Here is a 23,776-nt window from a genome sequence, read left to right as displayed (position 1 = left end):
TCACGAAGTGAGAACCAGCTAAAAAAATTTGATCAATGAAGTTAGTAAGCATTCACACACTTGGGATAATCCTGTTACTGTTGGTAGTCGGAATACAGTCATCCATGGCTCAAGTTCTGACACTGAACCAATGTATTGACACCGCGCATGTTCATAATAAAAATCTGCGAACGAGCAGAAACATCATTGCTATTGGTGAACAAAAACAAAAAGAAGCCCGGGGAAACTTACTGCCAAAGGTGACAGCGAATGCTGACTATCGCTATTATACGAACCTGCCCTATCAACAAATGCCCTTATCTATTTTTGGTGGTGCAGACGGACAATTCAAAGAAGCTCAATTCGGTGTTCCGCACAATATCAATGCAAACCTGCAACTGGCTATGCCCTTATATAATCCGCAACTGTACGGAGCTATTCAAACAACTAAAATTGCATCAGAACTATCTGGTTTACAATACCTCAAAACTGAGGAACAGATTTATTTTGAAATCTCAAACCTCTATTATAATGCACAAATATTGCATCATCAGTTAGCTTTTATTGACAGCAACCTGGCGAATACCCGCAAACTTTTACAAAATACAGAACTATTAAAAGAACACCTTCTGGCTAAGGGAACAGATGTAAGCAAGGTGAAATTGCAGCTATCGCAGACTACTACACAAAAGGCGGTTTTAAGCAGTAAATACAACCAGGTATTAAATGCCTTAAAGTTTGCAATAGGCCTTCCTATTGAAAGAAACCTGAAAATCGAACCCAATATTCAATACCAGGATATAGATGATTACGCATATTCATCCGTATCAGATATTCAGATTGTCAAAACCCAATACCGTTTGCTGGCGAGTGAATTAACCACTATAAAAGAGTCGAAATTACCCTCACTTTCTTTGTTTGGCATCTATGGATCTGCCGGTTTTGGATACGATAAGAAACCGAATAATTTTTTAAAATTCTATCCCATTGGATTTGCTGGTATTCAATTAACCTACCCCCTGTTTAACGGAACGACGAAGCGTAAAATCTCACAGAAACAATTAGAACTTCAAAATAGTGAACTCCAATTGGGTTTAATCACCGAGCAGACGAATATGCAGATAGCAAATTCAAAGCTGCTAAAAACGGTTGCTAAAAAATCAATTGAAACCACTCTTGAACAGATTCAACTGGCTCAGGCTATATACTATCAAACAATACTTCAGCAAAAACTGGGAACAGCCAATTTAACGGAGGTTCTGCTTACTGATACTGCTTTACGTGAAGCACAACAAACCTATTTATCGGCTGTAATTGACTATCTGAAAGCGGATTTAGAACTTAAAAAAGCAACCGGGAATATTTCAACATCTAAATAGCACGACAATGAAAAGAACAACCTCCGTATTTAGAAAGGCACTATACTTTATCATCCCATTAGTATTAATTGCTTTTGTTGTGATTAAGTTGAAAAGCAACAAAGAAATCACCGCCGGTAAGGCCTATCAATATAAGAAAGATCAGGCCATCAAGGTGCAGACTGACACGCTGCAACCTGAAAGTGTAAACGCCGGGTTTTCTTATTCGGGTACGTTTGAACCTAATAAGGAAACCCGGATAAGTGCAGAAACACAAGGGAAGATAAATAGGATATTAGTTGACGCAGGAAGTGTTGTAAGTGAAGGTCAGTCGATGGTATTGTTGGATAATTCACTACTGAGACTGCAATTACAAGGTGTTGAGGTGCAGCTTGAAGGTTTGAAAGCGGATGTACACCGATATACGATTTTAGCTAAAGCCGATGCCATACAAGGTATCCAGCTGGAGAAGGCAGAGCTGGGATTAAAATCAGCAAAAGTACAAAAGGCAACATTGCTTGAACAAATTAATAAATCAATAATCAGAGCCCCTTTTAATGGTGTAGTTACGTCAAAACTAAGCGAGGAAGGCGCTTACGCCGCCCCGGGAGTTCCTTTAATTCAATTAACGGACATTAAAAGTTTGAGATTTACGGTAAACGTTTCTGAAAATGACTTAAGCCAGTTCCAGCTAAACAAAAGCTACCCGATTACAACAGATGCTTATGCTGAAGTTTCATTAATGGGGAAAGCGATAATGGTAGGTAGCAAAGCAAATATCGGGAGTAGTTTTCCGGTTCAGTTTTCGGTAAATAATACAGCCGGTTGGAGAATAAAATCAGGGATGTTCGGCAAGGTATATACTAAGCCAACTGGGTCAGAAAATAACACACAAACAAAGGAAATTATTATTTCGTCGACCGCAATCGTTGGCAGTGCTGATAAACCGCAGGTTTATCTTGTAAAGCAAGGAAAGGCAATGCTGCAAGATATTACCATTTCAAGAAAAATAGAAAATAAGGCAGTTGTGTCGGGCGGCTTGAAAGCCGGGGAGGTCCTTATAACAAATGGTTTGATTAATCTTTTTGACGGTGCGAATGTAATTGATAAATAAATCGGCGAAAATGAATATTACAGAACTATCAATCAAACGTCCGTCGCTGATCATTGTGTTTTTCAGCGTATTAACTCTGTTGGGAGTTATCGGGTATAAAAATTTAAGTTACGAACTCATGCCTGATTTTAATCAGCCTGTTGTGGTGATTAAAACAGTTTATCCGGGCGCTGAACCCAATGAAGTAGAAACCTCTGTTTCCCGTAAAATAGAAGATGCCCTATCCAACCTGGAAGGTGTTGATTATTTGGTAACAAAGTCATTGCCGAATGCCTCTATCATCATTGCTAATTTGAAATACGGATCAGATTTGGATAAAACGATGCAGGATGCTCAACGCTACATTGACAATATCCGGAAGGATCTGCCTGAGGATATCTTAAGTCCTGTGATGAGTAAAGTTTCGCCAAACGATCTGCCGATCATGTCAATCAGTGCGGCCAGCAGTTTGCCTGAGACCGAGTTTTACCAAAGAATGAAAGATGATTATTTGCCACAAATCCAACAAATTAAAGGCGTCGCAGAAATCACACTTTTAGGCGGTGAAGAAAGAGAAATACAGGTAAAAGTAAATCAGGACCAACTGAAATTGTATCGGATTTCGTTGAACCAGGTAGTCGAATCGATTAATCGATCCGGGCTGGACTTACCTGCGGGGAAGGTTCAAACTGACCAGGAGAGTAACTCAGTTCGATTAACAGGAAAGTTCACCAGCTTAGAAGATATTAAAAAGGTTCAGGTCGCAATGCCTATTCAGGGCAGTCCGGTATATGTAAAAGATGTAGCAAAGGTGGTTGATGGAATAAAAGAAACCACCTCGATCAATCGCTATAATGGGAAAAATGGAATTGGCTTATTATTGAAAAAACAAGGTGACGCTAATGCGGTGGAGGTATCAAAACTGGTTCGTGCAAAGTTCCAATCAATTGAACAACAAAATGCAGATTCGGGTGTAAATTTTGTTATTGCCGACGACAGTACCGACAACACACTTGCAGCTGTCAATTCCGTTGTTTTTGATTTGGTTCTGGCAGTCATACTGGTATCCTTAGTTATGCTTCTTTTTTTAAGAAGTTTGAGAAACTCGCTCATTGTACTGGTAGCCATTCCAACTTCATTAATTACAGCATTTGCGGTCATGTGGCTTTTGGGCTACACGCTCAACCTGATGACATTACTTGCTATGTCTTTAATTATCGGGATTTTAGTTGATGATGCAACGGTGGTTTTAGAAAATATCCAACGCCATTTAGATAAGGGAAAGGAAAAGTGGACCGCTTCTCTGGATGGACGGATGGAGATTGGCTTTTCAGCACTATCCATCACTTTGGTTGATATAGTGGTATTTCTGCCTATTCTTTTTCTACAAGTATTTGTTGCCGATATGCTCAAGCAATTTTCGGTGGTTGTAATTACTTCTACCCTTACCAGTTTGTTGGTTGGTTTTACGTTAACCCCATGGATGGCGTCACGCATTGGCAAAAAAGAAGATTTACAACCGACAAATCGTTTCAATAGATTTCTGCTGTGGTTCGAATATCAATTAGAAACGTTCATCAATTGGTATGGCCGACAATTAGAATGGGTTTTGAACCACAAGCTTATTTTCTCAGGTATCGTGTTATTGCTTTTTATAATGACTCTGGCGATGATGAAACAAGGCATAATTGGTAAAGAACTTATCTCGACGGGCGACCAGGGGAAATTTCGGATGTCTTTAGAATTTGATAAATCAACGTCCATTCAACAGAATAATTCAGTTGTTCAAAAGATCGAAGCCTATATTATCCAGCAGCCCTCAGTGGCAACGGTTTTTAGTAATATTGGTGGGCCAAGCACGGGTATTGGAAGTTTGGGTGTCGGTTCAGCCAACAAAACAGAATTCACCATTCAATTAAAATCCAAAAAGGAGTTGAATAACCTTCCCACCGAAGAGTTTATGAAAAGCCTCAGAGAACAATTGAGAAGTAAATTTCCTGGAATAAACTATTCGATGGCTGCCCTAGGTTTAATTCCAAAATCAGCACCCATCGAAATAACTTTAAGCGGAAGTAACCTGGACCTGGTTATGCAAAGCGGAACGGCTTTAAAAGAAATGGTGGAAAACATTCCCGGCGCGGACAATGTGCGCCTGTCGGTTGAAGAAGGAAGTCCCGAGTACAAAATAGTTCCCGATAAAGATAAAATGCAACGGCTGGGACTAACAACGGCTTATGTTGGCCTGAATCTGAGAACAGCCTTTACCGGAAATGACGATGCAACACTCACACAAAATGGCACTGAATATCCTGTAAGAATTCGTATTGATGACTTTAACCGCAAAAATTTCGAAGATGTCCAGAAGCTTTCCATAATTAATCCTGTGGGTTTACCCGTTGAGGTCTCACAATTTGCCAGGGTCGAACAAGACAATTCTCCCGCATTATTGGAACGAAAAGATCGCCAGCCCGCTATTACACTAACTGCTGACGCATTGGGGAGACCCTCCGGAACTGTTGCAGACGATGTAATAGCATTGGTGAAAGAGAATCCTCTGCCAAAGGGGATAGAAATGACCTGGGGGAGTGACATTAAAAGACAGAATGATAGCTTTGGAGCATTAGGATCTGTGTTACTTATTTCCTTTTTACTCATATACCTCATCATGGTAGCCCTTTACGACAGTTTTGTTTATCCTCTTGTCGTTTTATTTTCTATTCCTGTTGCTGCTATCGGCGCATTTTTAGCATTGAATTTATCGTTAAGTAATATCAGTTTATTTGCTTTACTCGGCATGATCATGTTAATGGGCTTGGTGGCAAAAAATGCTATTCTGATAGTGGATTTTACGAACCAGCTAAAAGCAGAAGGAAAGGATTTTAAAGAAGCATTAATACTTGCAGGTAAAGAGCGCATGCGACCCATTTTGATGACTACCCTTGCCATGGTTTTTGGAATGTTACCTATTGCCCTGGCAACAGGAACAGCAGCCGAATGGAAAAATGGGCTTGCCTGGGTCATTATTGGCGGCCTTCTTTCCTCATTAATCTTAACCGTGTTTTTAGTGCCGGTGGTCTACTATCTGGTTGATACTGCGAAAGAAAAACTAAATCGTAAAACCACCCTTCAAATGAAAAGAACAGCTATAACCTAATCGCACATACACTATCCTTCGTTTTTTACTCGCTTACCGGTACAATAGCTGAGCCCTGTTCTTTAGCCATTGAATTAAACAATTTATTGTAACATAAGTCACCACAAACCTTTATGTTTTGTAAGACCTTTGTTTGATCACAGGTACGCACCGTTAGAATCGCATGGCAGCTAAATTAGGACTAAAAGAAAACTGGAAGCAGTTCACCCTGCTGGTTATAGTGAATGCCTTTGTGGGAGGCATGATCGGATTGGAGCGAACCATTCTACCGCAGCTGGCAACGCAGGAATTTGCGATGGTTGCAAAATCTGCTATCCTGTCTTTCATTATTGTTTTCGGTTTTACCAAAGCGATCGCCAACTACTTCGCCGGAACACTGGCAAACAAGATTGGCCGAAAAAACCTGTTGATAATTGGATGGATTTTCGCGCTGCCCGTTCCACTCCTGCTGATGTACGCCGACAGCTGGAACTGGATAATCCTGGCTAACGTTCTGCTGGGCATCAACCAGGGCTTAACATGGTCGTCAACGGTAGTAATGAAGATTGACCTGGTTGGAGAAAAAGAGCGTGGTTTTGCGATGGGGCTTAATGAATTTGCGGGATACCTTGCTGTGGCACTGGTTGCACTATTAAGCGGTTATATTGCCAGCACTTACGGTTTAAGGCCCTACCCTTTCATGATCGGGATCTTCCTATCGGTATTTGGCCTTTTAGCCAGTATTTTCCTTGTACAAGACACCCGTCATTTTGTTCATGCTGAAAGCAAGAGCTCGGCTCAAAAGCCTTTGAAGAACATCTTTTTAGATACTACTTTCCGTCACCCTAATCTTTCTTCGGTTACTCAAGCCGGACTGATCAATAATCTGAATGATGGTATGATCTGGGGCTTACTACCCATACTACTGGCTGCCAGGGGTTACAGCCTTGCGCAGATTGGAACTATTGTATTTGTTTATCCGGCTGTGTGGGGGTTGGGGCAATTATTTACAGGCAAACTGTCAGATATGATCTGTAAAAAGAAATTATTGTTCTGGGGCATGCTGCTACAGGGCATTGCTATAGTTGCATTGGTCTATGCTAATTCAACGCTTCATTTTATTTCCATCTCCGTTTTCCTCGGACTGGGTACGGCTGTGGTTTACCCTGCCTTTCTGGCGAGCATTGCCGATGATACAAACCCCTCTCAAAGGGCCGAAAGCATTGGGATCTTCCGACTATGGCGTGATTCAGGCTATGCATTTGGCGCGATACTTTCCGGAATCCTCGCAGATTCCCTTGGTCTGAACTATGCTGTTGGAAGCATCGGGTTCTTAACTGTTCTATCAGCAGTGATCATCCAAATAAGGATGCGTTGTAGTGTCAAGAAATCAAATTGCAACCTTGGTAAAAACTATCCTTCAACACTAGTCGGCTAATGGGTTTTCACTCTATAGTTTGAGCCAAAAAAGTTCTTCCGGATTTAGTGAAATTGTCCAGGCTATTTAGATTGGTATTGTCTAATGCGAAATTATCGCGACCATAAGAGCGGCCCGGCTTTGAATAAACTCCAGGAAATAGCTGTGTAACATATGTAACCGTAATTCGCCAGAGCTTATAAGATATTTGCATATACAATTTGCATACATGGAAATATTAGGATTTATTTTGGCCGCTGTAGTAGGTATATCATTAGGATTAATCGGTGGCGGTGGATCCATTCTAACGGTTCCAATCCTTGTTTATATAATGGGGATAAACCCGGTACTTGCCACTGCATATTCCTTATTTATTGTAGGATCCACTGCCCTTGTTGGCGGTACGCAAAACGCCCTGCAAGGTCGGGTAGATTTTAAGACGGTACTCATTTTTAGCATCCCTTCCATTGTAACAGTATATGCCACCCGCATGTGGCTGGTGCCTATGATTCCGCAGGAACTTTTTTCAGTGGGAGAGCTGGCGGTCACTAAACCCATGGCCCTGATGCTGTTGTTTGCAGTAGTGATGGTTTTCGCATCGGTTAGTATGATCAGGCCAGGCAAAAGGTCTGACAACGATGAAAAAAAACATATTACCTATAACTACCCAATGATCCTGATTGAAGGAGCCGGTGTAGGAATACTGACGGGATTAGTAGGTGCCGGTGGCGGCTTCCTGATTATCCCGGCACTGGTAGTGCTAGCTAAAATGCCCATGAAAATGGCTGTTGGAACTTCCCTTTTTATAATAGCCATCAATACAATGATCGGTTTTATCGGAGATCTTCAGGGGAGCTTAGCAATTGATTGGAAGCTGCTTGGCGGCTTCACCGGTTTAGCTGTGATCGGCATCGTCGTGGGTACAGTATTATCTAAAAAGATACATGGCGACAAGTTGAAAAGCGGGTTCGGTTGGTTTGTTCTGGTGATGGGCATTTACATTATTGCAAAAGAAATGTTTTTTCATCAATAAGCGGATAACAAATTTTATCCTGAAAGACGTCAATCAGGAATACTTGCTCCTGCTACTATGAACTTAAATCAAAGTTGCCTAACTTTTAAAATAAAAATAAGTTGACTCTCCTTTTTGAGAACCACTTTTGAATTAACTTTTATCACTTTCGAACAAATTAGAGATTACCAATATTATGGCTTACAATCTATCAAAACAGGTAAAATATTCTATCAACGAAGCCTTAGAAAGAACTAAAGACGCTTTGGATAAAGAAGGTTTTGGAGTTATTTCAGAAATAGACCTGAAAACTAAGTTTAAGGAAAAGTTAGATGTGGAATTTCGTGAGTACCGCATCCTGGGCGCCTGTAATCCAGCCCTTGCCCATCAGGCTATTGAGAAGGAGGATAAGATTGGTGTTTTGCTTCCCTGTAATATTCTCCTTCAGGAAAAAGACGAACAAACAGCCGAAGTTACGGCGGTAAATCCAATGGAAACAATGGCTTCGGTAAATAACCCAGAGCTGAAATCAATTGCCCATGAAGTAAGTCAAAGACTGCAAAGAGTGATAGACAGTTTGTAAACCCGTATAACAACATAATTACATTCGCTAGAGGCTTAACAAATTTAATTTCTTAGTTTTGCCGCAGTTACAATGTTGAAGCACCTAATAAATATCGATCGAAGTCAAAATAAAAAAACCAGACCGGTTTCTTTCATTTTGCTGGCGCTCTTTTTATTATCTGCCTGCCCTGTTAAAAAAACGATCAATCTTTGGTTATTTGAAAATGCGGGGGTTGAAAATTTAGCCCTGACAAAGAAAGTACCAACGGCAGGAAGCCATTTGATTTCAGACGCTGAACTCTGTAACGCATCTGACCAGGAAGTTTTCACAAATGATTCTTCCTCTCAGTCATCAAACACACCACTTTTTATATTTTCATTTTTTTTCCTGCTACCAGCTTTTTCGTTAAAAGCACTATTAGCTAAAAATCTCCATCACCATTTCCCCGAAGTCACCTTTTCTAAAGGCCTCACCCCTATTTATCTCAAAAATCGTCGTTTACTGATTTGATTTAATTTTTTTATCTCCTCTACGTTTTATTCGCTGTGTCCTTATGCAGTCGGAAAACTCAGATAAATAAATTATTCATTCCAGTTAACACAGATATATATGATAAAGCAACGGCTTTATCTGGCGGCCCTATTCTCTATAATCGTCAGTACTGAATCCTTTTCGCAAACCACAGAAGCATTTTCCCTGAAACAGGCCTGGCAAGCTGCTTTCGATAGTTATCCATCACTCGCCGAGAAACAGGCGAACTTTCAACTCGCTGAAGCTGAGAAACAGCAGGTAAAACAAACTTTTTTACCCTCTTTGCAGCTTCAGGTACAAAACTCATATGGAAGTTCCTCAGGCACTTCAGGGGCATTTTTCCCACTTCCCGGAACATTCAATGTGACCGGTCCTGTTGGTACCGGTACGGATGCGGCCTCATCGGGGAACATGTTTGGCTCGGCTCTGGCAGATTGGAAAATATTCGAATTCGGCCGGCGGCGGGTGGCTTTGAAAGCGGCTGGTTACGCCGTAAAGGAAGCCGGGAGTGAAATAAACGCAGCCAGACTAGAGTTGCAGATAAAAGTGTCACGGCTCTACATTAACATGCTTTACAATAAGGCGAAAGCAGATTGGGCCAGCCAGAATGCCGCCCGTGTTAAAAAGATCCTCGACCTTTCCGCCAGTTTAACTAGTGCCGGTCTGAAACCAGGTGCAGACACCCTGCTTGCCTCCGCCACTTACCTTCAAACACAGGCCGAGTTGAACGAATGGGAAGGTAAGATGTTGTCGAGCAGGATCCAGTTCACTGAAGTTGTTCCTGCTGCTCCACAAAATTCGACGATAGTAACCACTAGATTTCTGAACGCATCTACGGGTTTGCTCGCAGCAGATTCAGTTGGTAACAGCCATCCTTATCTGGACGGGATCAGCCAGCGAATCCTGCAGAATCAAGCCCTGCATGAGCTTTCTGCCCGTAAAATATTTCCCTCTATCTCGATATTAGGAGGAACGTCTTTCCGCGCAAGCGGTATCAGCGACGAGTTGGTAGATAATAGCTGGCCGGCCAGTTTCAACAATGGCACCAACAACTACCTGGTTGGTATCGGCCTTACCTGGAATATCAGCAATATTTATACAAGCGGCATCGAAAAGAAGATGGCCGCTCAGCAAGTGAATGCCAGCAAGAGTCGCTATGAGTTGAAGTTGTTACAGCTTCGTACAGGGTTACAGTCCTCAGAGTCACGCATTAGCACGCAAATAAAGCAAGTAAATAACACTTCCAGGGCTGTTGTAAATGCTCGTTCGGCCTATGAACTCTATTTATCAAGGTATGAAAACGGGTTGATCAATTTAATCGAGTTGCTTCAGATTGAACTGTTATTGCAGCAATCTGAAAAAGTAAATATTGAAGCCTACCAGCAATTATGGGATCAGGTGATCATTAAATCTGAGCTTTCAGGAAACTTCAGTGATCTATCCAATCAGTTTAATTAAGATACTACATGAATATTATACGGTTCGCTTTACGAAAGCCCACAACCATAATGGTTGCCATACTGGCAATTGCCTACTTTTCTTTTACTGCAATAAAAAAGATAAATGTCGATGTCTTTCCAGCCATAGAGTCTCCTGCAATTTACATCGCTATGCCCTATGGCGGACTTACACCCGCCTACATGGATGGCTTTATGGCTAACGAGTTTCAAAAGGTGCTCATCTTTGTCAGCGGTGTAAAGGACATTGATTTTAAGAGCATACAGGGCTTTACCCTGATGAAGCTTACCTTTTACCCCGGCTCTGATATGGCGCAGGCCGCGGCAGAGGTGTCAACCCAGGTATCCCGCGCCATGGGGTTTCTACCACCCGGAGCTGTCCCGCCACAAGTAGTTCGCTTTGACGGCAGCTCGTTACCGGTTGGTCAGCTGGCCTTTGAAAGCTCAAAAAGGTCAATCAACGAACTCCAGAATTTAGCTATGACTCGCGTAAGGCCCATGTTTGTTAATATCAGCGGGATTACTGCGCCTGCCCCTTTCGGAGCAAATGTTCGAACAATGGTTGTCAAAGTGAATCCCGAGCTGATGCAATCTTATGGCCTGTCAGCAGAAGAAATAACCACTGCTATAGCAAAGAATAATTTTCCTTCACCGGCCGGTAATATCCGTATCGGCGACCAGAACCTGATGAGTCCCGTCAATTCTATTGCTAAGGGACCTGAGGAGTTCTTGAATATTCCTGTCCGTTCGGGTTCTGGCACTACGATCTTTGTCAGAGATATTGGAACCGTTGAAGACGCAACAGACATTACCACCGGTTATGCAGTGGTAAATGGCAAGCGATCGGTTTATCTGCCAATTATAAAGAAAGCGGATGCCTCGACGCTTAAAGCGGTTGACAACTTGAAAAAGGCACTTCCCATGCTTAAAGCAGCCTTACCGGATGACGTGCAGGTAAAATATGTATTTGACCAGTCAGGGTATATAGAAAGGTCGCTGGATAACCTGATACATGAAGGAATACTTGGCGCAGTGCTTACCGGGTTGATGGTACTACTATTCCTTGGTGATAAACGGGGTGCCCTGATCGTAGTACTCACCATCCCCATCGCAATATTGTCGGCTGTGATTATGCTGTATATGTTTGGTCAAACGATCAATATCATGACACTTAGCGGGCTGGCTCTTGCTATCGGCGTACTGGTGGATGAGACAACAGTTACCATTGAAAATATTCACCAGCATTTTGAAATGGAGAAACCAAAGGAGAGAGCCATTCTGGATGCTTTATTAGAAATATCTATTCCAAAGCTGCTTATCCTCCTTTGTATTCTGGCCGTCCTGGTTCCATCATTTCTAATGACGGGGATTCCTAAAGACATGTTTCTTCCGCTTTCAATGGCTGTTGCTTTCGCCATGATCGCGTCCTTTATAGCCTCTCAAACCTTCGTTCCGATTATGGCAAACTGGCTGATGAAGCCTGAACAGTTCCATCATCATCAAGGAAGCTATAAGAAGAAGAAGCTGACACGTTTTGAGAAATTTAAGCGCCAGTATCTGCTGTTAACCAGAAAGTTCGATCGCAATACGTGGAAAGTACTGAGTGCTTATGCGGTCAGTGTTATTGTGATAGTGGTGCTTAGCGTAATGTCAATTGGAACAGACATTTTACCTGCCGGCAACAGCGGGGATATTCAGTTGAGAATTGCTGCACCGCAGGGAACAAGGCTGGAAAAGACAGAGAAATATTTGAAGGATGTAACAACGCTGATCCATAAGAATTTGCCTGAGGGTGCCATCAAGATCACTTCCTCTTTCGCAGGCTTACAGCCGTCGGCAACAGCAATTAATCCAATCTTTTTATTTACAAGTGCGTCACACGAGGCCGTATTACAGGTGTCCGTTGATCAGTATATATATGACCAACCGATGGTTGATCTGAAGGACCAGATCAGGAAAGATGTAAAACGTGAGTTTCCGGAACTCCAATTAACCTTTGAACCGATGGAAATGGTCGAAAAGATCATGAGCCAGGGTGCATCTACTCCCATACAGATAAAAGTAGCTGCCGGACCTTTGAAGGTGGCGGCTACCCATGCGGCAAAAATTGAAGCTGAGTTAAAGAAAAATACCTTCCTGCGAGACGTACATATCGCTGAGCCCCTTCAATATCCCGGTGTTCAGATTAATATCGATCGTGAACTTGCAGCTCAGTTTGGCTTAACCCTGCAAGATGTAACCAAAGCACTAACACTGGCCACATCGTCCACACGATTCACCAACAAAAACCTGTGGATGGACCCGAAATCCGGACTGGTCTTCCAGGTGCAATTGCAAATTCCTGAAAAAGACATGCAGTCATTGGAAAGCTTGCGTTCCCTACCCTTAAAATCCGGCTCTTTAAGACCAGTTCTGGAAGATGTGGCTCAACTGCAAATGATGAAACTTGCTGCTCAGGTGAACCGACAAGGGCCAAACAGGTATGTAACGGTTCTGGCCAATACCCATAAACAGGATCTCGGAGCTGCTTCAAAGGCAGTTAAAAAGGCGATTAAGGACGCCGGTGATCCACCCCGTGGAGTATTGATCAAAACCGAAGGAACCTTGCAATTACTTGACGAGACGTTGAGTGGCTTGCAGACAGGGCTGCTTGTCGCAGTGGTTGTAATCTTCCTGATGCTTGCCGGATTCTACCAATCCTTTGCATTGTCAGCGATTATTTTGTCGGTAGTGCCTGCGGTGCTCGCCGGCAGTTTAGTGATGCTGCTTTTATTCGGAAGCACCTTAAATCTTCAATCCTATATGGGGATCATCATGTCTGTCGGAATTTCAGTATCTAACGCGGTGCTCATGATAAATCAAGCCGAGCATAACCGATATCAAAGGGGATTGAACGCTCCGATAGCTTCGTTTTTAGCTGCATCGTCCAGATTGAGACCAATCATAATGACAACGCTGGCAATGATAGCCGGAATGATGCCGATGGCGGTGGGTATGGGAGACGGCGCTGAACAGGTTGCTCCTCTTGCTCAGGCAGTAATCGGTGGGTTAATTTTTTCAACTATGACCACTTTATTAGTCTTGCCGCATTTGTTCACATCCGCCCGAAAAAATTCAGGCCGGATAAGCAATTCGCTGGATCCTGATGATATAGAAAGCCAGTTTGCACTTGATCAACACATAAAAGAAAGAACCATTTTAACAAACTAACCTTATGTACTTTAAAAATATCCTAGTATTTATTACTACAATCAGTATTGTCGGGCTTTCAGCCTGTTCGCCGGGAGAAAGCGCTAATGCTAGTCGGGTTCCGGACGACAAAAAAAGCCTGGAGGTGGAAATAGTATACGCTATATCTGATCGTCCGGTATACTCACTCTCACTACCGGGTGAATTAAACCCTAATGAGCAAGTTGATATCTTTCCAAAAGCAAAAGGATTTATCAAACAAATATTTGTCGACCGCGGAAGCAAGGTAAAGAAAGGGCAGTTATTGGCGGTATTGGAAGCCCCGGAAGTTAGCCAGCAGTATCTGTCGGTTCAATCCGATCAGCGAAAATTGTATGAAGATTATCAATATAGCAGGCAGGCTTTTCAACGTCTGAACAAGGCAGCACTAAAAAGCGGAGCCGTCGCGGAAATAGAACTTGATCGGGTCAGAGCGAAGTATCGGAGTGACAGCGCTGCCTACATGGCGGCTAAAGCAAAGACCAGTGCTTCCGGACAATTAGAAAAGTATCTTCGAATCACCTCTCCTTTTGACGGGACGATCATGGATCGGAATGTTTCTGTTGGTGCCCTGGTAGGCGAAAACAATCAGAAGCCCTTGTTCTCTCTTGCTCAGCAGGATGACCTGCGCTTAATGGTCGCCATTCCGGAAAAGCATGCTCAATCAATGAATCCGGAGACAAAAGTGACCTTTACTGTGTCTGGCAGACCGGGAAAGGTATATAACTCAAAGCTGTCTCGAAATAGCGGTCTTCTGGACGGGACAGCCCGGGCTATAATGGCCGAGTTTGACGTTGAGAATTCCTCACAAACGTTAAAAGGCGGCGAATATGCCCAGGTTAACCTTAAACTGCAAAGACCAGATTCCACTTTATGGGTTCCGGCAACAAGCTTAATTCATACCCAGACCGGCATCTTTCTGCTCACACTGCAAAACGGGAAAGTTCAACGTGTGCCGGTTATTGAAGGTACACGGCGTGATTCTTTGCAGGAGGTGTTCGCCAATATTAGTGTCAAAGATCAGATTGTGAAAAAAGGTTCCGAAGAATTGGAAGAAGGAACGGCAGTCTCAATAAAAAAGTAAGAATAGTATAAATCGAAAATCATGAACATAATTAAAAGTTTAAAATCAAATATTGGGTTTGTTATCACCCTTATCTTCATTTCTATCCTGGTATTTAGTCCGAAGGCTAAAGGTCTTCTGATGACCGGAATGGTCAGAACCGGATTGTTTGATGCGGATATAACTGGCTTAGAACCGAAGCCTGGGGCTGTACCTACCGCTGAAACAACCGGCGAAAATTTACCAGTTGTTTCATCCGCACTCTTTACATCGTCGGAAGGGATTACCATCGATTTGGCCAGGTTAAAGGGTAAAGTTGTATTTCTGAATTTCTGGACTACCTGGTGCCCTCCCTGCATCGCCGAGATGCCATCAGTAAATCGCCTTTACAGTAAGTTTAAGAATAACAAAAACGTGGTCTTTGTGCTGGCAGATGCTGATGGTAAACTTGAAAAGTCCACCGCTTTTATAAAGAAGAAAAAATACGATCTACCGGTTTACATCCCGACAGGGGAAATACCCGAACAATTATTTCGGGGAAGCCTACCGACAACGGTCATTATTAATGCAAGAGGAGAAATTGTGTTTGCGCATGAAGGGATGGCTAATTATGATACACCGGAGATGGAAAAGTTTCTAAATGAGTTGTCAAAGTAAACTTGATTTGTTGTCTCCGGCACAGAAAGCAGGTTTTACAGACAACGATCCGGACGGCGGTGAATATTCGTCACTGCCGGTCCGGATCGTTTCAATCAAAGACGCATATAGAAAATAGCTTGGGATAGATTGCGCCACCAATGCGCGCGTACTAGTAGGATTTAAGGATATTAATTTGTCCACAGCCAATAAGAAAGGGCCTTATACCACCAGAAGTGGTTTTTAACATTTAAATGAACTCTTAAAATCCCGAATGTAACTTATGTTACCTATAAAACTTTACCCAACAGTTAAATTTATAGTTGGCAATTACATGCTTGCATGCATATCGGGAGCAGCTTTAAAAAGTATATGGAATGTCTGGAAATCAATTAAAAGTGGAAATTGAGAAGGCTATCCTAAGCATTTCTCGTTCGGTGGTCATCATCGCTGGCCTGTTTATCGTTGTCGCTCTTGTTTTTATAGGAACGTTGATAGATTTAGGTACGCGGACTGGTCAAAGCACTCCTGCCACGACAGTCCAACCGACCTCATCAGGGCCAGCCCTGTCTCCCGTACTAGCACAACCTCAATCTGTAAAGACTGCAAGTACCCTGTGGACAGCTCCGGAAGCCAGTAGCTTGCCAACCGGAAAGGAGGGTGAGGAAATCCTTTATGGAAAAGAACTTATTGCAAATACTTCTGCCTATTTCGGCCCCCATGGTAAAGTTGCAGCCATTAGTAATGGAATGAACTGCCAGAATTGTCACCTGGATGCCGGTACAAAACCCTGGGGTAATAATTATTCGGCCGTGTATTCTACCTACCCTAAATTCCGTGCCCGTTCAGGCACCAAAGAGACTATAGTGAAACGGATTAACGATTGTTTCGAACGCAGTTTAAACGGCCGGGCGCCGGATAGTGCCGGCAAAGAGATGAAAGCAATGCTGGCTTATATGAAGTGGCTGGGCACCGGTATCAAAAAGGGGCAAACGCCCGAAGGCGCCGGAATTCAAAACCTGGCTTATTTAGATCGTGCAGCCGACCCTAACAAAGGGGCAATCGTTTACAGTGGTAAATGCCAATCCTGCCATGCACAGAACGGCGAAGGATTGGCAAATCCGGATAAAACCGGTTACCTCTACCCTCCTTTGTGGGGAAAACACAGTTACAATGACGGGGCCGGCTTATTCAGACTTTCCCGCTTCGCCGGCTATGTTAAAAACAATATGCCTTTAGGAGCTACCCACGAAAATACACAGCTTAGCAATAAGGAAGCTTGGGATGTGGCAGCCTACGTGAATTCACAAACCCGCCCTCATAGGGATCAGAAAAACGACTGGAAAGATTTCAGCAAAAAACCTGTAGACTTTCCCTTCGCTCCATATGCCGACAAGTTTTCTGTGGCCCAGCATAAGTATGGACCCTATGAGCCAATCGAGAAATTTTACAAAAATGCCAACTGACCTATTATATCAGGTTGATAAAAATCAAACCAACAAAAACCAAAATCAATGTCAAATACTAAAACTTTAAGTTGTGATTGCAATACAAGACGCGATTTTATAAAAACTGCCGGTCTGGCGGGATTTGCTTTAGCAGGTCTTCCACAGATCGCCTCTGCCATCACAGGAGATGATTATCAGGAGAGGGAAATCTTGACGAGCAGGACATTGCAAAATGGTAAAGCTCAACGGATCACGTTACTGCATACAGCAGACATTCATTCTCAGCTGGATACTCATGACGAGTTTTTTTGGGAAGGAAATCGGCCCGTGTACAAAAAGCGCGGTGGTTTTGCTGTCCTGCAAACTATGCTTCAGACTTTGAGGGCACAAAATCCGGGGAATACCCTGATCATAGATGGCGGCGATTGTTTCCAGGGCGGAGGAGTCGCTTCTTTAAGTGAAGGACAGGCCATTGTACCCTTGATCAATAAAATGGGTTACGACCTGATCCTTCCCGGCAATTGGGAGGTTGCTTATGGCAAGGAGATGATGCGCAAAGACCTAGGTAATTACCAGGCACAAAAGATTTGCGCTAACATGTTTCATGATACGAAGGATAGTGAGAATGGTGAATTAATGTTTCCGCCTCACTGGACTACTTTGCTGGCGGGGATTAAAATAGGTTTTATCGGATACAATGATCCGCTAACTCCAAAGCGGCAATCACCGGCATATAGTGAGGGTATAAATTTTACGAAACCGGAGCTGAATGTGGCAAAATACATTCGCTATCTGAAGGATTACGAAAACTGTAAAATGGTATTCCTGGTAACCCATATGGGCCTGGCCCAGCAGGTGGACCTTGGCAATAACAAAGAAATTGAAGGAGTGGATTATATCCTGGGAGCCGATACTCACGAACGGGTACGCGTGCCGATTGACGCTAAATATGCTAAGGTTACAGAACCCGGAGCTTTTGGGTCTTTCATTTCAAAACTGGATATTGTTATAGAAGACGGAAAGATAAAAGATCATAATTACCAGTTACTGGATGTAGATCCCTATAAATACAAGCCCGATACGACCATGTTAGGCCTTGTTGAGAATGCCAAGGAGCCTTATAAGCACGAGCTAAATAAAGTAATCGGCAAAAGTACAGTCCCTCTTGTGAGGTACTATGTTCTGGAAAACCCAATGGATAATATGATTACGGATGCCATCATGTGGAAATTTAAGCCAGATATTGCGTTGAGCAATGGCTTCCGTTTCTGTCCGCCATTGGTACCTGATCCTAAGACCGGTACGTCCGAAATTAATGTTGATTTCCTTTGGAGTATGCTCCCTGTAGAAAGTGACGCCAAAGGAGGAAAAATTACCGGTCAACAATTAAGCGACTGGCTGGAAAAGGAATTACACAATGTCTTTTCAGAAAAACCGTCAGAACGTTTTGGCGGATGGGTAGTACGTTTTAGCGGTATGGAAATCAATTTCACAGCGTATAATGAAAAAGGGAAACGACTGAACTGGGTAAAAGTAAAAGGTGAACCTCTCATCAAGGATAAACTCTATAGTATTGTAGCATGTGAGCGTGAAGGAGATCCGGACGATACACTATGCCGCGTAGAGAATGTGAAAAACGCCAAAAAGCTTGGTTCTACATTGCATCAGATCATGACGGAGTACCTGGCAGTTCATTCCCCTGTGTCGCCAAAAATTGAAGGAAGGGTAACCGCAACTGATGTGCAGGCCGATTTATTATCACAACTGGAAGGCTATGATTATAAGTTTGTCTAAATTGTCCTGGTAATCCGAGTGGACATCAGATAGGTTCTGTCCTCCAGAACAGATAACAGTTTCTCTTGTTTTTCTGGAGACTATCATTTCTGGCGACGCAAGATGACAGAGTTGAGAGAATACTCCAGACTCGATAAATCAGAAGATAGAACAAGAGCTTTGGAATAATATACGCTACTACTCCAGACTTGCTGAGGCTGGTATAACAACCATAATCAAGCAACTGGAGAGGGAATGGTATATGGACAGACTGCTCATTACCAATGCAAGCGCCCTTGCGGGCATTGGAGTTTTGTTTGCTGCGACAGTCAGACAGTCAGTAAGAAATGGCTAATCCTACCCGGAGTGGTTTTAACTTTTCTGCTGCAGCATACAGGGATGATGCCCGCCAATGCCACTTTTCAGGAAAATGGGAGTCCGGTCTTTAAAAGAGATTGACCGGGAAAGATTTGCACTCAAGTACCTTAGAGGTGATTTCGACGCCTTGAAGGAGGGTCCATCTACAGATCCGGAAAAACTATTTCAGGCAGTGTCCAAGTAAGAATTACCGCACACATCTGCTTACTCATTCGCTTCAGCGATATTTGGGAGATCCTCAGGTTTTAATCTTCAGATCATTTTATCGAGATTATCCTGCACGTAGCGGAGCTACTGAGATATGGTGGTTCGCTTTGAGAATTGTGCGAGCTTTTACCAGCAGTACCACTCCTGCAATTTATATGGGTGGCGAATGCCTTTCACACCTTCCTGATAAAGCAGGAGCTAATATTTCCAAAGGGTGAAGAATAAATAAAAAGCTTTTCTGGCAAAAAATTCCGCATAATTGGATGCGGATTAATAAGGGAGAAAAGCATTGCACACATATTCTAATAAAGTATTTAACGGAGTGCTTAACCCCTCCGAATGCAACTAATGTTACCGACTTCTAACGAAGATCGTTGCACCTTTGTATATCAGATAATCAAAACTAAAAACTATGTTCTTTCAACACATTTACGACAAGAGCCTTGCACAGGCCAGTTATTTTATCGGCTGTCAGAAAGCCGGGGTAGCCGCAGTTATCGATGCTAAACGGGATGTGGATACATACCTAGAAATTGCGAAGGCGAACAATATGAAGATCACGCACGTAATGGAAACTCATATACATGCTGATTTTCTTGCAGGCTCCAGAGAACTGGCTCAACTGACCGGCGCAGATATGTATTTATCTGACGAAGGCGGTGAGGGCTGGGAATATGAATTTCCGCATATCGGTTTAAAAGACGGCGATAAGATTACCCTTGGAAACCTAAGCTTTGATGTATTACATACTCCCGGGCATACTCCGGAGAGCATCAGCTTTTTGCTAACGGATAACCCTGCTATTAATAAACCGATCATGTTTTTTACCGGAGACTTTGTCTTTGTTGGCGATATCGGCAGGCCAGACTTGCTTGAAAAAGCTGCCGGCATGAAAGGTACCCAGGATATAGGGGCTAAACAGATGTTTCAGTCTATTAAGAAGTTTGCGGCCCTGCCGGATTATGTGCAGGTATGGCCTGGTCACGGTGCCGGATCCGCATGTGGTAAATCCCTTGGGTCTGTACCAAGCACTACTGTCGGATATGAAAAGTTAAGAAATTGGGCGTTTCAATTTGCGGATGACGAAGCAGGCTTTACTAAGTATCTTCTTGAAGATCAACCCGAGCCGCCGAAATACTTTGCAATGATGAAGAAGCTTAATAAAGTGGAGCGGCCTTTAATAACCGAAATACCCCAGCTTAAGAAGCTTTCGGCAGATACCTTAAAGGAAAATCTCGCCAACGGCATGAAACTGATTGACGCAAGAGTTAAGGCGGATTTTGCAGCAGGTTTTATCCCGGAGAGCATCAACATTCAGGGAAATAATTCATTCGCCACCTGGGCTGGTTGGTTGTTAAAATACGATGAGCCTTTTATGCTGCTGGCAGATGAATCGCAGCTGGAAGATTTGACCCGTAAACTGATGCGTATTGGTTTGGACAAGATTGAGGGTTACATTCCTGGCACTTCTGTCTGGACAGAAGGCGGTGGCAGTTTAAAGAAGGCGAATGTCATCTCACTGGAAGAAACGAAGCGTCTGATCCAAAACAACGGAGTACAGATAGTTGACCTAAGAGGTGTTACGGAATATAAAGAGGGACATATTGCGAAAGCGGATAATGTTTTCGTAGGTACTTTGCCTGAAAACCTGGAAAAGATAAGCAAAGATCGGCAGGTGATTATTCATTGCCAAAGCGGCGACCGGGCAACTATCGGCTATTCGATCCTGGCTCGTAATGGATTTAGCAATGTGGCGAACTTCTCCGGAAGTATTAACGAATGGGTTGGTGCCGGAGAGCCGGTTGTGAGCGGGGTATAACAAGAAGATAATGGCTGCTGTTACAAAGCGGCAGCCATTCTATTGCCCGCAACATTGTAATGTTACCGATAAGCGATGAAACAGCTGGTATATTTGCACTAACAGAGAGAGAAAACATAATAAATAATAAGCAACGAAATGAAAGATACAATCCTCCAAAATTGGACAATCGTCAGATTCATCCGCCTTTTGATTGGCATCGGGATTATCGGGCAGGCGGTAGTTCTTCAGGACTTACTGCTGGGTGCGGCTGGTTTATTATTCGGTGGAATGGCGCTTTTCAATGCCGGGTGCTGTGGTACGGCCGCTTGCGCTGCTCCTGCCCGGAAGTCTGGGAAATCAATAAACGAAACCAGTTATGAAGAAGTGGTTTAACAAGAATGTGCATTTTCTGGCCGGTGCTATATTGGGCACAATCGCCGGTTTCCTTTACTGGCAGCAGGTAGGATGTAATTCGGGCACCTGCGCTATTACCTCCGATCCTGTGAACAGCAGCATCTATGGTGCAGTAATGGGCGGGCTGGTTGCAGGAATGTTTAAGAAAGAAAAGAAAGACGAAGTGATCACAGAAGAAAAATAAAGAGCATGACATTTAAAGAGATAATCAATTCTGACAAGCCAGTTCTTGTGGATTTCTTCGCAGAATGGTGCGGTCCATGTAAGGTTATGGCCCCTATCCTGAAAGATGTAAAACAGGAACTAGGAGAAGCCGCTACGGTTCTTAAGGTAGATGTGGATAAAAATCAGCAGGCAGCTTCTGATTACCAGGTTAGAGGCGTACCTACCCTCATCCTTTTTCAGAACGGCAAGCCATTATGGAGACAGAGCGGTGTAGTACAAAAGAGCAGCCTACTTGCTGCAATCAAACAATACACAAAATAAAATTTAATAAAATGAACATATTTAAACAGCTTTTCGGAGGTTCAGTACCTGTCAATTTGCAAGAAGTTATTGATGAGGGCGCGTTTTTAGTCGATGTCCGGTCGCCAGGAGAATTTGCCCAGGGACATGTCAAGGGCTCGGTGAACATTCCGCTGGATACCGTGCAATTCCAACTAGCTCAATTCAAGGACAAGAAAAACATTGTAGTATTTTGTCGCAGTGGTAACAGAAGTGGACAGGCTAAAGTAATTCTTGATCAAAACGGATTCAGCAATGTGTTTAACGGCGGTTCATGGGAAGATGTAAATCAATATATAAAGTGAGCGCCCGGGATTTGACGGATTTGGAAATCCAGATATGCAGATAACATTTTAGAAAGACATTTAAAATAATGGAAAGTTTAAAGATTCTTATTCCAACCGATTTTTCGGTGCAAGCCGAATACGCCTACCTGATGGTAAAAAAGCTGGAAGAAAAAGTGGCTATAGAAGTTCATTTTCTCCACGTTATGGGTGTGCCTGATACGGTGTTTATGGATTCTCTGGGGCAGATTCAAACCTGCGGGGAAATTGATGTTAACTATGTTTTAACACAAAAAGAGATTGCAGAGAGAAAACTTACAGAAATAAAAAGCCTGTATGGGGATCAGGTTCATACACACCTGGTCTTAGGTAAGACTACTGATGCCATTTTGGATTTCTCAAATCAGAATCATTTTGACCTAATCGTCATGGGAACCAAGGGCGCATGGGGATTCTCGGAAACTGTATCAGGGTCGGAAACACAGATCGTTGCACGCCGATCCAAGACACCTGTGCTCTCATTAATGTGCGACCGGTCGGATTTAAGTATTAACAACATTTTATTTGTTCATGATTTCAGTAATCCCGTCAAAGAAGAGCTTTCACTGCTTCAAAAGTTGAGTAAAGCATTTGATATGAAGATCCATTTACTTCAGATAACCTCTCAGAAAGTGAAGGATAAAACGAGCAACGTAGAATCAAGCATGAGAGCTTTCGCGAATCTGAATGACCTTAGTAATTATGAATGTCATTTAATAAACGACAAGGACGTTGAAAACGGGGTGATCCATTTTAACCAGATGCATGATATGGACCTGGTATATATCGGTACACATGGTAAAGGCGGCTTGTTTCACCGCAGTGCGACCGAGAAATTGATCAATCATCTTTTTAAACCTATTATTTCATTCCATCTAACAATCTAGTAAAATCATGATAGATATAATTACACAAACATGGTCCTGGTGGTTTTCAGGCACCTTGATAGCGGCAATCATGTTTTTCCTTTTATTTTTTGGCCAGTCCTTTGGCTTTTCTTCCAATCTAAGGACTATTTGTGCCGCTAGCGGTCTGGGAAAAAAGGTTAAGTTTTTTGACTTCAATTGGAAAACCCAAATATGGAACCTGGTCTTCCTGGCTGGCGCTATTGCCGGTGGTTTTATCGCGAAAGAATTCCTATCAACTGGCGGACCGGTACAGATTGCACAGTCGACTATTTCTGACCTTCAAGAGTTAGGTTTTGCCGCTCCGCAGTCATTACAACCTGAGGAACTGTTCAGTCTGGAATCAGCCTTTTCACTAAAGGGTTTCCTCGTCCTGGCCTTCGGAGGTTTAATGGTGGGATTTGGTTCGCGGTATGCAGGTGGCTGCACTTCGGGACACGCGATCAGCGGTTTGTCCGATTTGCAGATACCATCACTGATAGCTGTCGTTGGCTTTTTCGCCGGTGGTCTAATAATGACATTTTTAATATTCCCGTTAATTTTTTAATGAT

20 protein-coding genes are annotated in these 23,776 nt (G+C 43.1%); all 20 read left to right on the top strand.

Annotated features, from left to right (window positions below; translation table 11 throughout):
- The first annotated feature begins 35 nt into the window (after positions 1 to 35).
- The 20 genes from AC1MCB_RS03295 to AC1MCB_RS03200 all read left to right on the top strand — a co-directional run bounded on the left by AC1MCB_RS03295 (position 36) and on the right by AC1MCB_RS03200 (position 23,772).
- The gene (locus AC1MCB_RS03295) at positions 36 to 1,358 is read left to right on the top strand and encodes a TolC family protein (protein ID WP_479967323.1); all 1,323 of its coding nucleotides are present in this window, start codon (positions 36 to 38) and stop codon (positions 1,356 to 1,358) included.
- 7 nt (positions 1,359 to 1,365) lie between these two features.
- Positions 1,366 to 2,451, top strand: coding sequence for an efflux RND transporter periplasmic adaptor subunit (locus AC1MCB_RS03290; protein ID WP_479967322.1), 1,086 nt, complete (start codon positions 1,366 to 1,368; stop codon positions 2,449 to 2,451).
- Between the two features lie 10 nt (positions 2,452 to 2,461).
- A complete protein-coding gene (locus tag AC1MCB_RS03285) occupies positions 2,462 to 5,584 on the top strand; it encodes an efflux RND transporter permease subunit (RefSeq protein ID WP_479967321.1) in 3,123 nt (1,040 codons plus the stop codon).
- A gap of 163 nt (positions 5,585 to 5,747) precedes the next feature.
- The gene (locus AC1MCB_RS03280; RefSeq protein ID WP_479967320.1) at positions 5,748 to 7,001 is read left to right on the top strand and encodes an MFS transporter; all 1,254 of its coding nucleotides are present in this window, start codon (positions 5,748 to 5,750) and stop codon (positions 6,999 to 7,001) included.
- A gap of 208 nt (positions 7,002 to 7,209) precedes the next feature.
- On the top strand, positions 7,210 to 8,013 hold the full coding sequence (locus AC1MCB_RS03275) for a sulfite exporter TauE/SafE family protein (protein ID WP_479967319.1): 804 nt from the start codon (positions 7,210 to 7,212) through the stop codon (positions 8,011 to 8,013).
- Between the two features lie 175 nt (positions 8,014 to 8,188).
- On the top strand, positions 8,189 to 8,575 hold the full coding sequence (locus tag AC1MCB_RS03270; protein WP_479967318.1) for a DUF302 domain-containing protein: 387 nt from the start codon (positions 8,189 to 8,191) through the stop codon (positions 8,573 to 8,575).
- A 138-nt stretch (positions 8,576 to 8,713) separates the two neighbouring features.
- Entirely contained in the window at positions 8,714 to 9,067 is a 354-nt protein-coding gene (locus AC1MCB_RS03265; protein ID WP_479967317.1) for a hypothetical protein, read from the top strand.
- A 99-nt stretch (positions 9,068 to 9,166) separates the two neighbouring features.
- Positions 9,167 to 10,546 carry a TolC family protein gene (locus AC1MCB_RS03260; protein ID WP_479967316.1) on the top strand — a complete coding sequence of 460 codons (1,380 nt, stop codon included), beginning with the start codon at positions 9,167 to 9,169 and terminating at the stop codon, positions 10,544 to 10,546.
- An 8-nt stretch (positions 10,547 to 10,554) separates the two neighbouring features.
- Positions 10,555 to 13,755, top strand: a complete 3,201-nt coding sequence (locus AC1MCB_RS03255) for an efflux RND transporter permease subunit (RefSeq protein WP_479967315.1) — start codon at positions 10,555 to 10,557, stop codon at positions 13,753 to 13,755.
- 4 nt (positions 13,756 to 13,759) lie between these two features.
- Positions 13,760 to 14,857, top strand: a complete 1,098-nt coding sequence (locus AC1MCB_RS03250; RefSeq protein ID WP_479967314.1) for an efflux RND transporter periplasmic adaptor subunit — start codon at positions 13,760 to 13,762, stop codon at positions 14,855 to 14,857.
- A 21-nt stretch (positions 14,858 to 14,878) separates the two neighbouring features.
- Positions 14,879 to 15,493, top strand: coding sequence for a TlpA family protein disulfide reductase (locus AC1MCB_RS03245; RefSeq protein ID WP_479967313.1), 615 nt, complete (start codon positions 14,879 to 14,881; stop codon positions 15,491 to 15,493).
- A 356-nt stretch (positions 15,494 to 15,849) separates the two neighbouring features.
- On the top strand, positions 15,850 to 16,938 hold the full coding sequence (locus tag AC1MCB_RS03240) for a c-type cytochrome (protein ID WP_479967312.1): 1,089 nt from the start codon (positions 15,850 to 15,852) through the stop codon (positions 16,936 to 16,938).
- A 48-nt stretch (positions 16,939 to 16,986) separates the two neighbouring features.
- Positions 16,987 to 18,714 (top strand): bifunctional metallophosphatase/5'-nucleotidase, encoded by a 1,728-nt coding sequence (locus AC1MCB_RS03235; protein WP_479967311.1) that lies wholly within the window; start codon positions 16,987 to 16,989, stop codon positions 18,712 to 18,714.
- A gap of 976 nt (positions 18,715 to 19,690) precedes the next feature.
- Complete coding sequence (locus AC1MCB_RS03230; RefSeq protein ID WP_479967310.1) at positions 19,691 to 21,097, top strand: rhodanese-like domain-containing protein; 1,407 nt, start codon at positions 19,691 to 19,693, stop codon at positions 21,095 to 21,097.
- Between the two features lie 138 nt (positions 21,098 to 21,235).
- On the top strand, positions 21,236 to 21,472 hold the full coding sequence (locus AC1MCB_RS03225) for a hypothetical protein (protein ID WP_479967309.1): 237 nt from the start codon (positions 21,236 to 21,238) through the stop codon (positions 21,470 to 21,472).
- Positions 21,456 to 21,677 (top strand): DUF6132 family protein, encoded by a 222-nt coding sequence (locus tag AC1MCB_RS03220; RefSeq protein WP_479967308.1) that lies wholly within the window; start codon positions 21,456 to 21,458, stop codon positions 21,675 to 21,677. Before AC1MCB_RS03225 ends, AC1MCB_RS03220 begins: the two co-directional genes overlap by 17 nt.
- A 5-nt stretch (positions 21,678 to 21,682) precedes the next feature.
- Positions 21,683 to 21,979 carry a thioredoxin gene (gene trxA / locus AC1MCB_RS03215; protein WP_479967307.1) on the top strand — a complete coding sequence of 99 codons (297 nt, stop codon included), beginning with the start codon at positions 21,683 to 21,685 and terminating at the stop codon, positions 21,977 to 21,979.
- Positions 21,980 to 21,990: 11 nt separating this feature from the next.
- Positions 21,991 to 22,302, top strand: a complete 312-nt coding sequence (locus tag AC1MCB_RS03210; RefSeq protein WP_479967306.1) for a rhodanese-like domain-containing protein — start codon at positions 21,991 to 21,993, stop codon at positions 22,300 to 22,302.
- Positions 22,303 to 22,370: 68 nt separating this feature from the next.
- Positions 22,371 to 23,207: a universal stress protein gene (locus tag AC1MCB_RS03205; RefSeq protein ID WP_479967305.1), complete on the top strand. Its 837-nt coding sequence runs from the start codon at positions 22,371 to 22,373 to the stop codon at positions 23,205 to 23,207.
- Between the two features lie 7 nt (positions 23,208 to 23,214).
- Entirely contained in the window at positions 23,215 to 23,772 is a 558-nt protein-coding gene (locus AC1MCB_RS03200; RefSeq protein WP_479967304.1) for a YeeE/YedE family protein, read from the top strand.
- Positions 23,773 to 23,776: the final 4 nt, after the last annotated feature.

It is taken from the genome of Daejeonella sp. AP26 (genome assembly GCF_056680515.1).
This window is presented reverse-complemented; position numbering and strand designations above follow the sequence as displayed.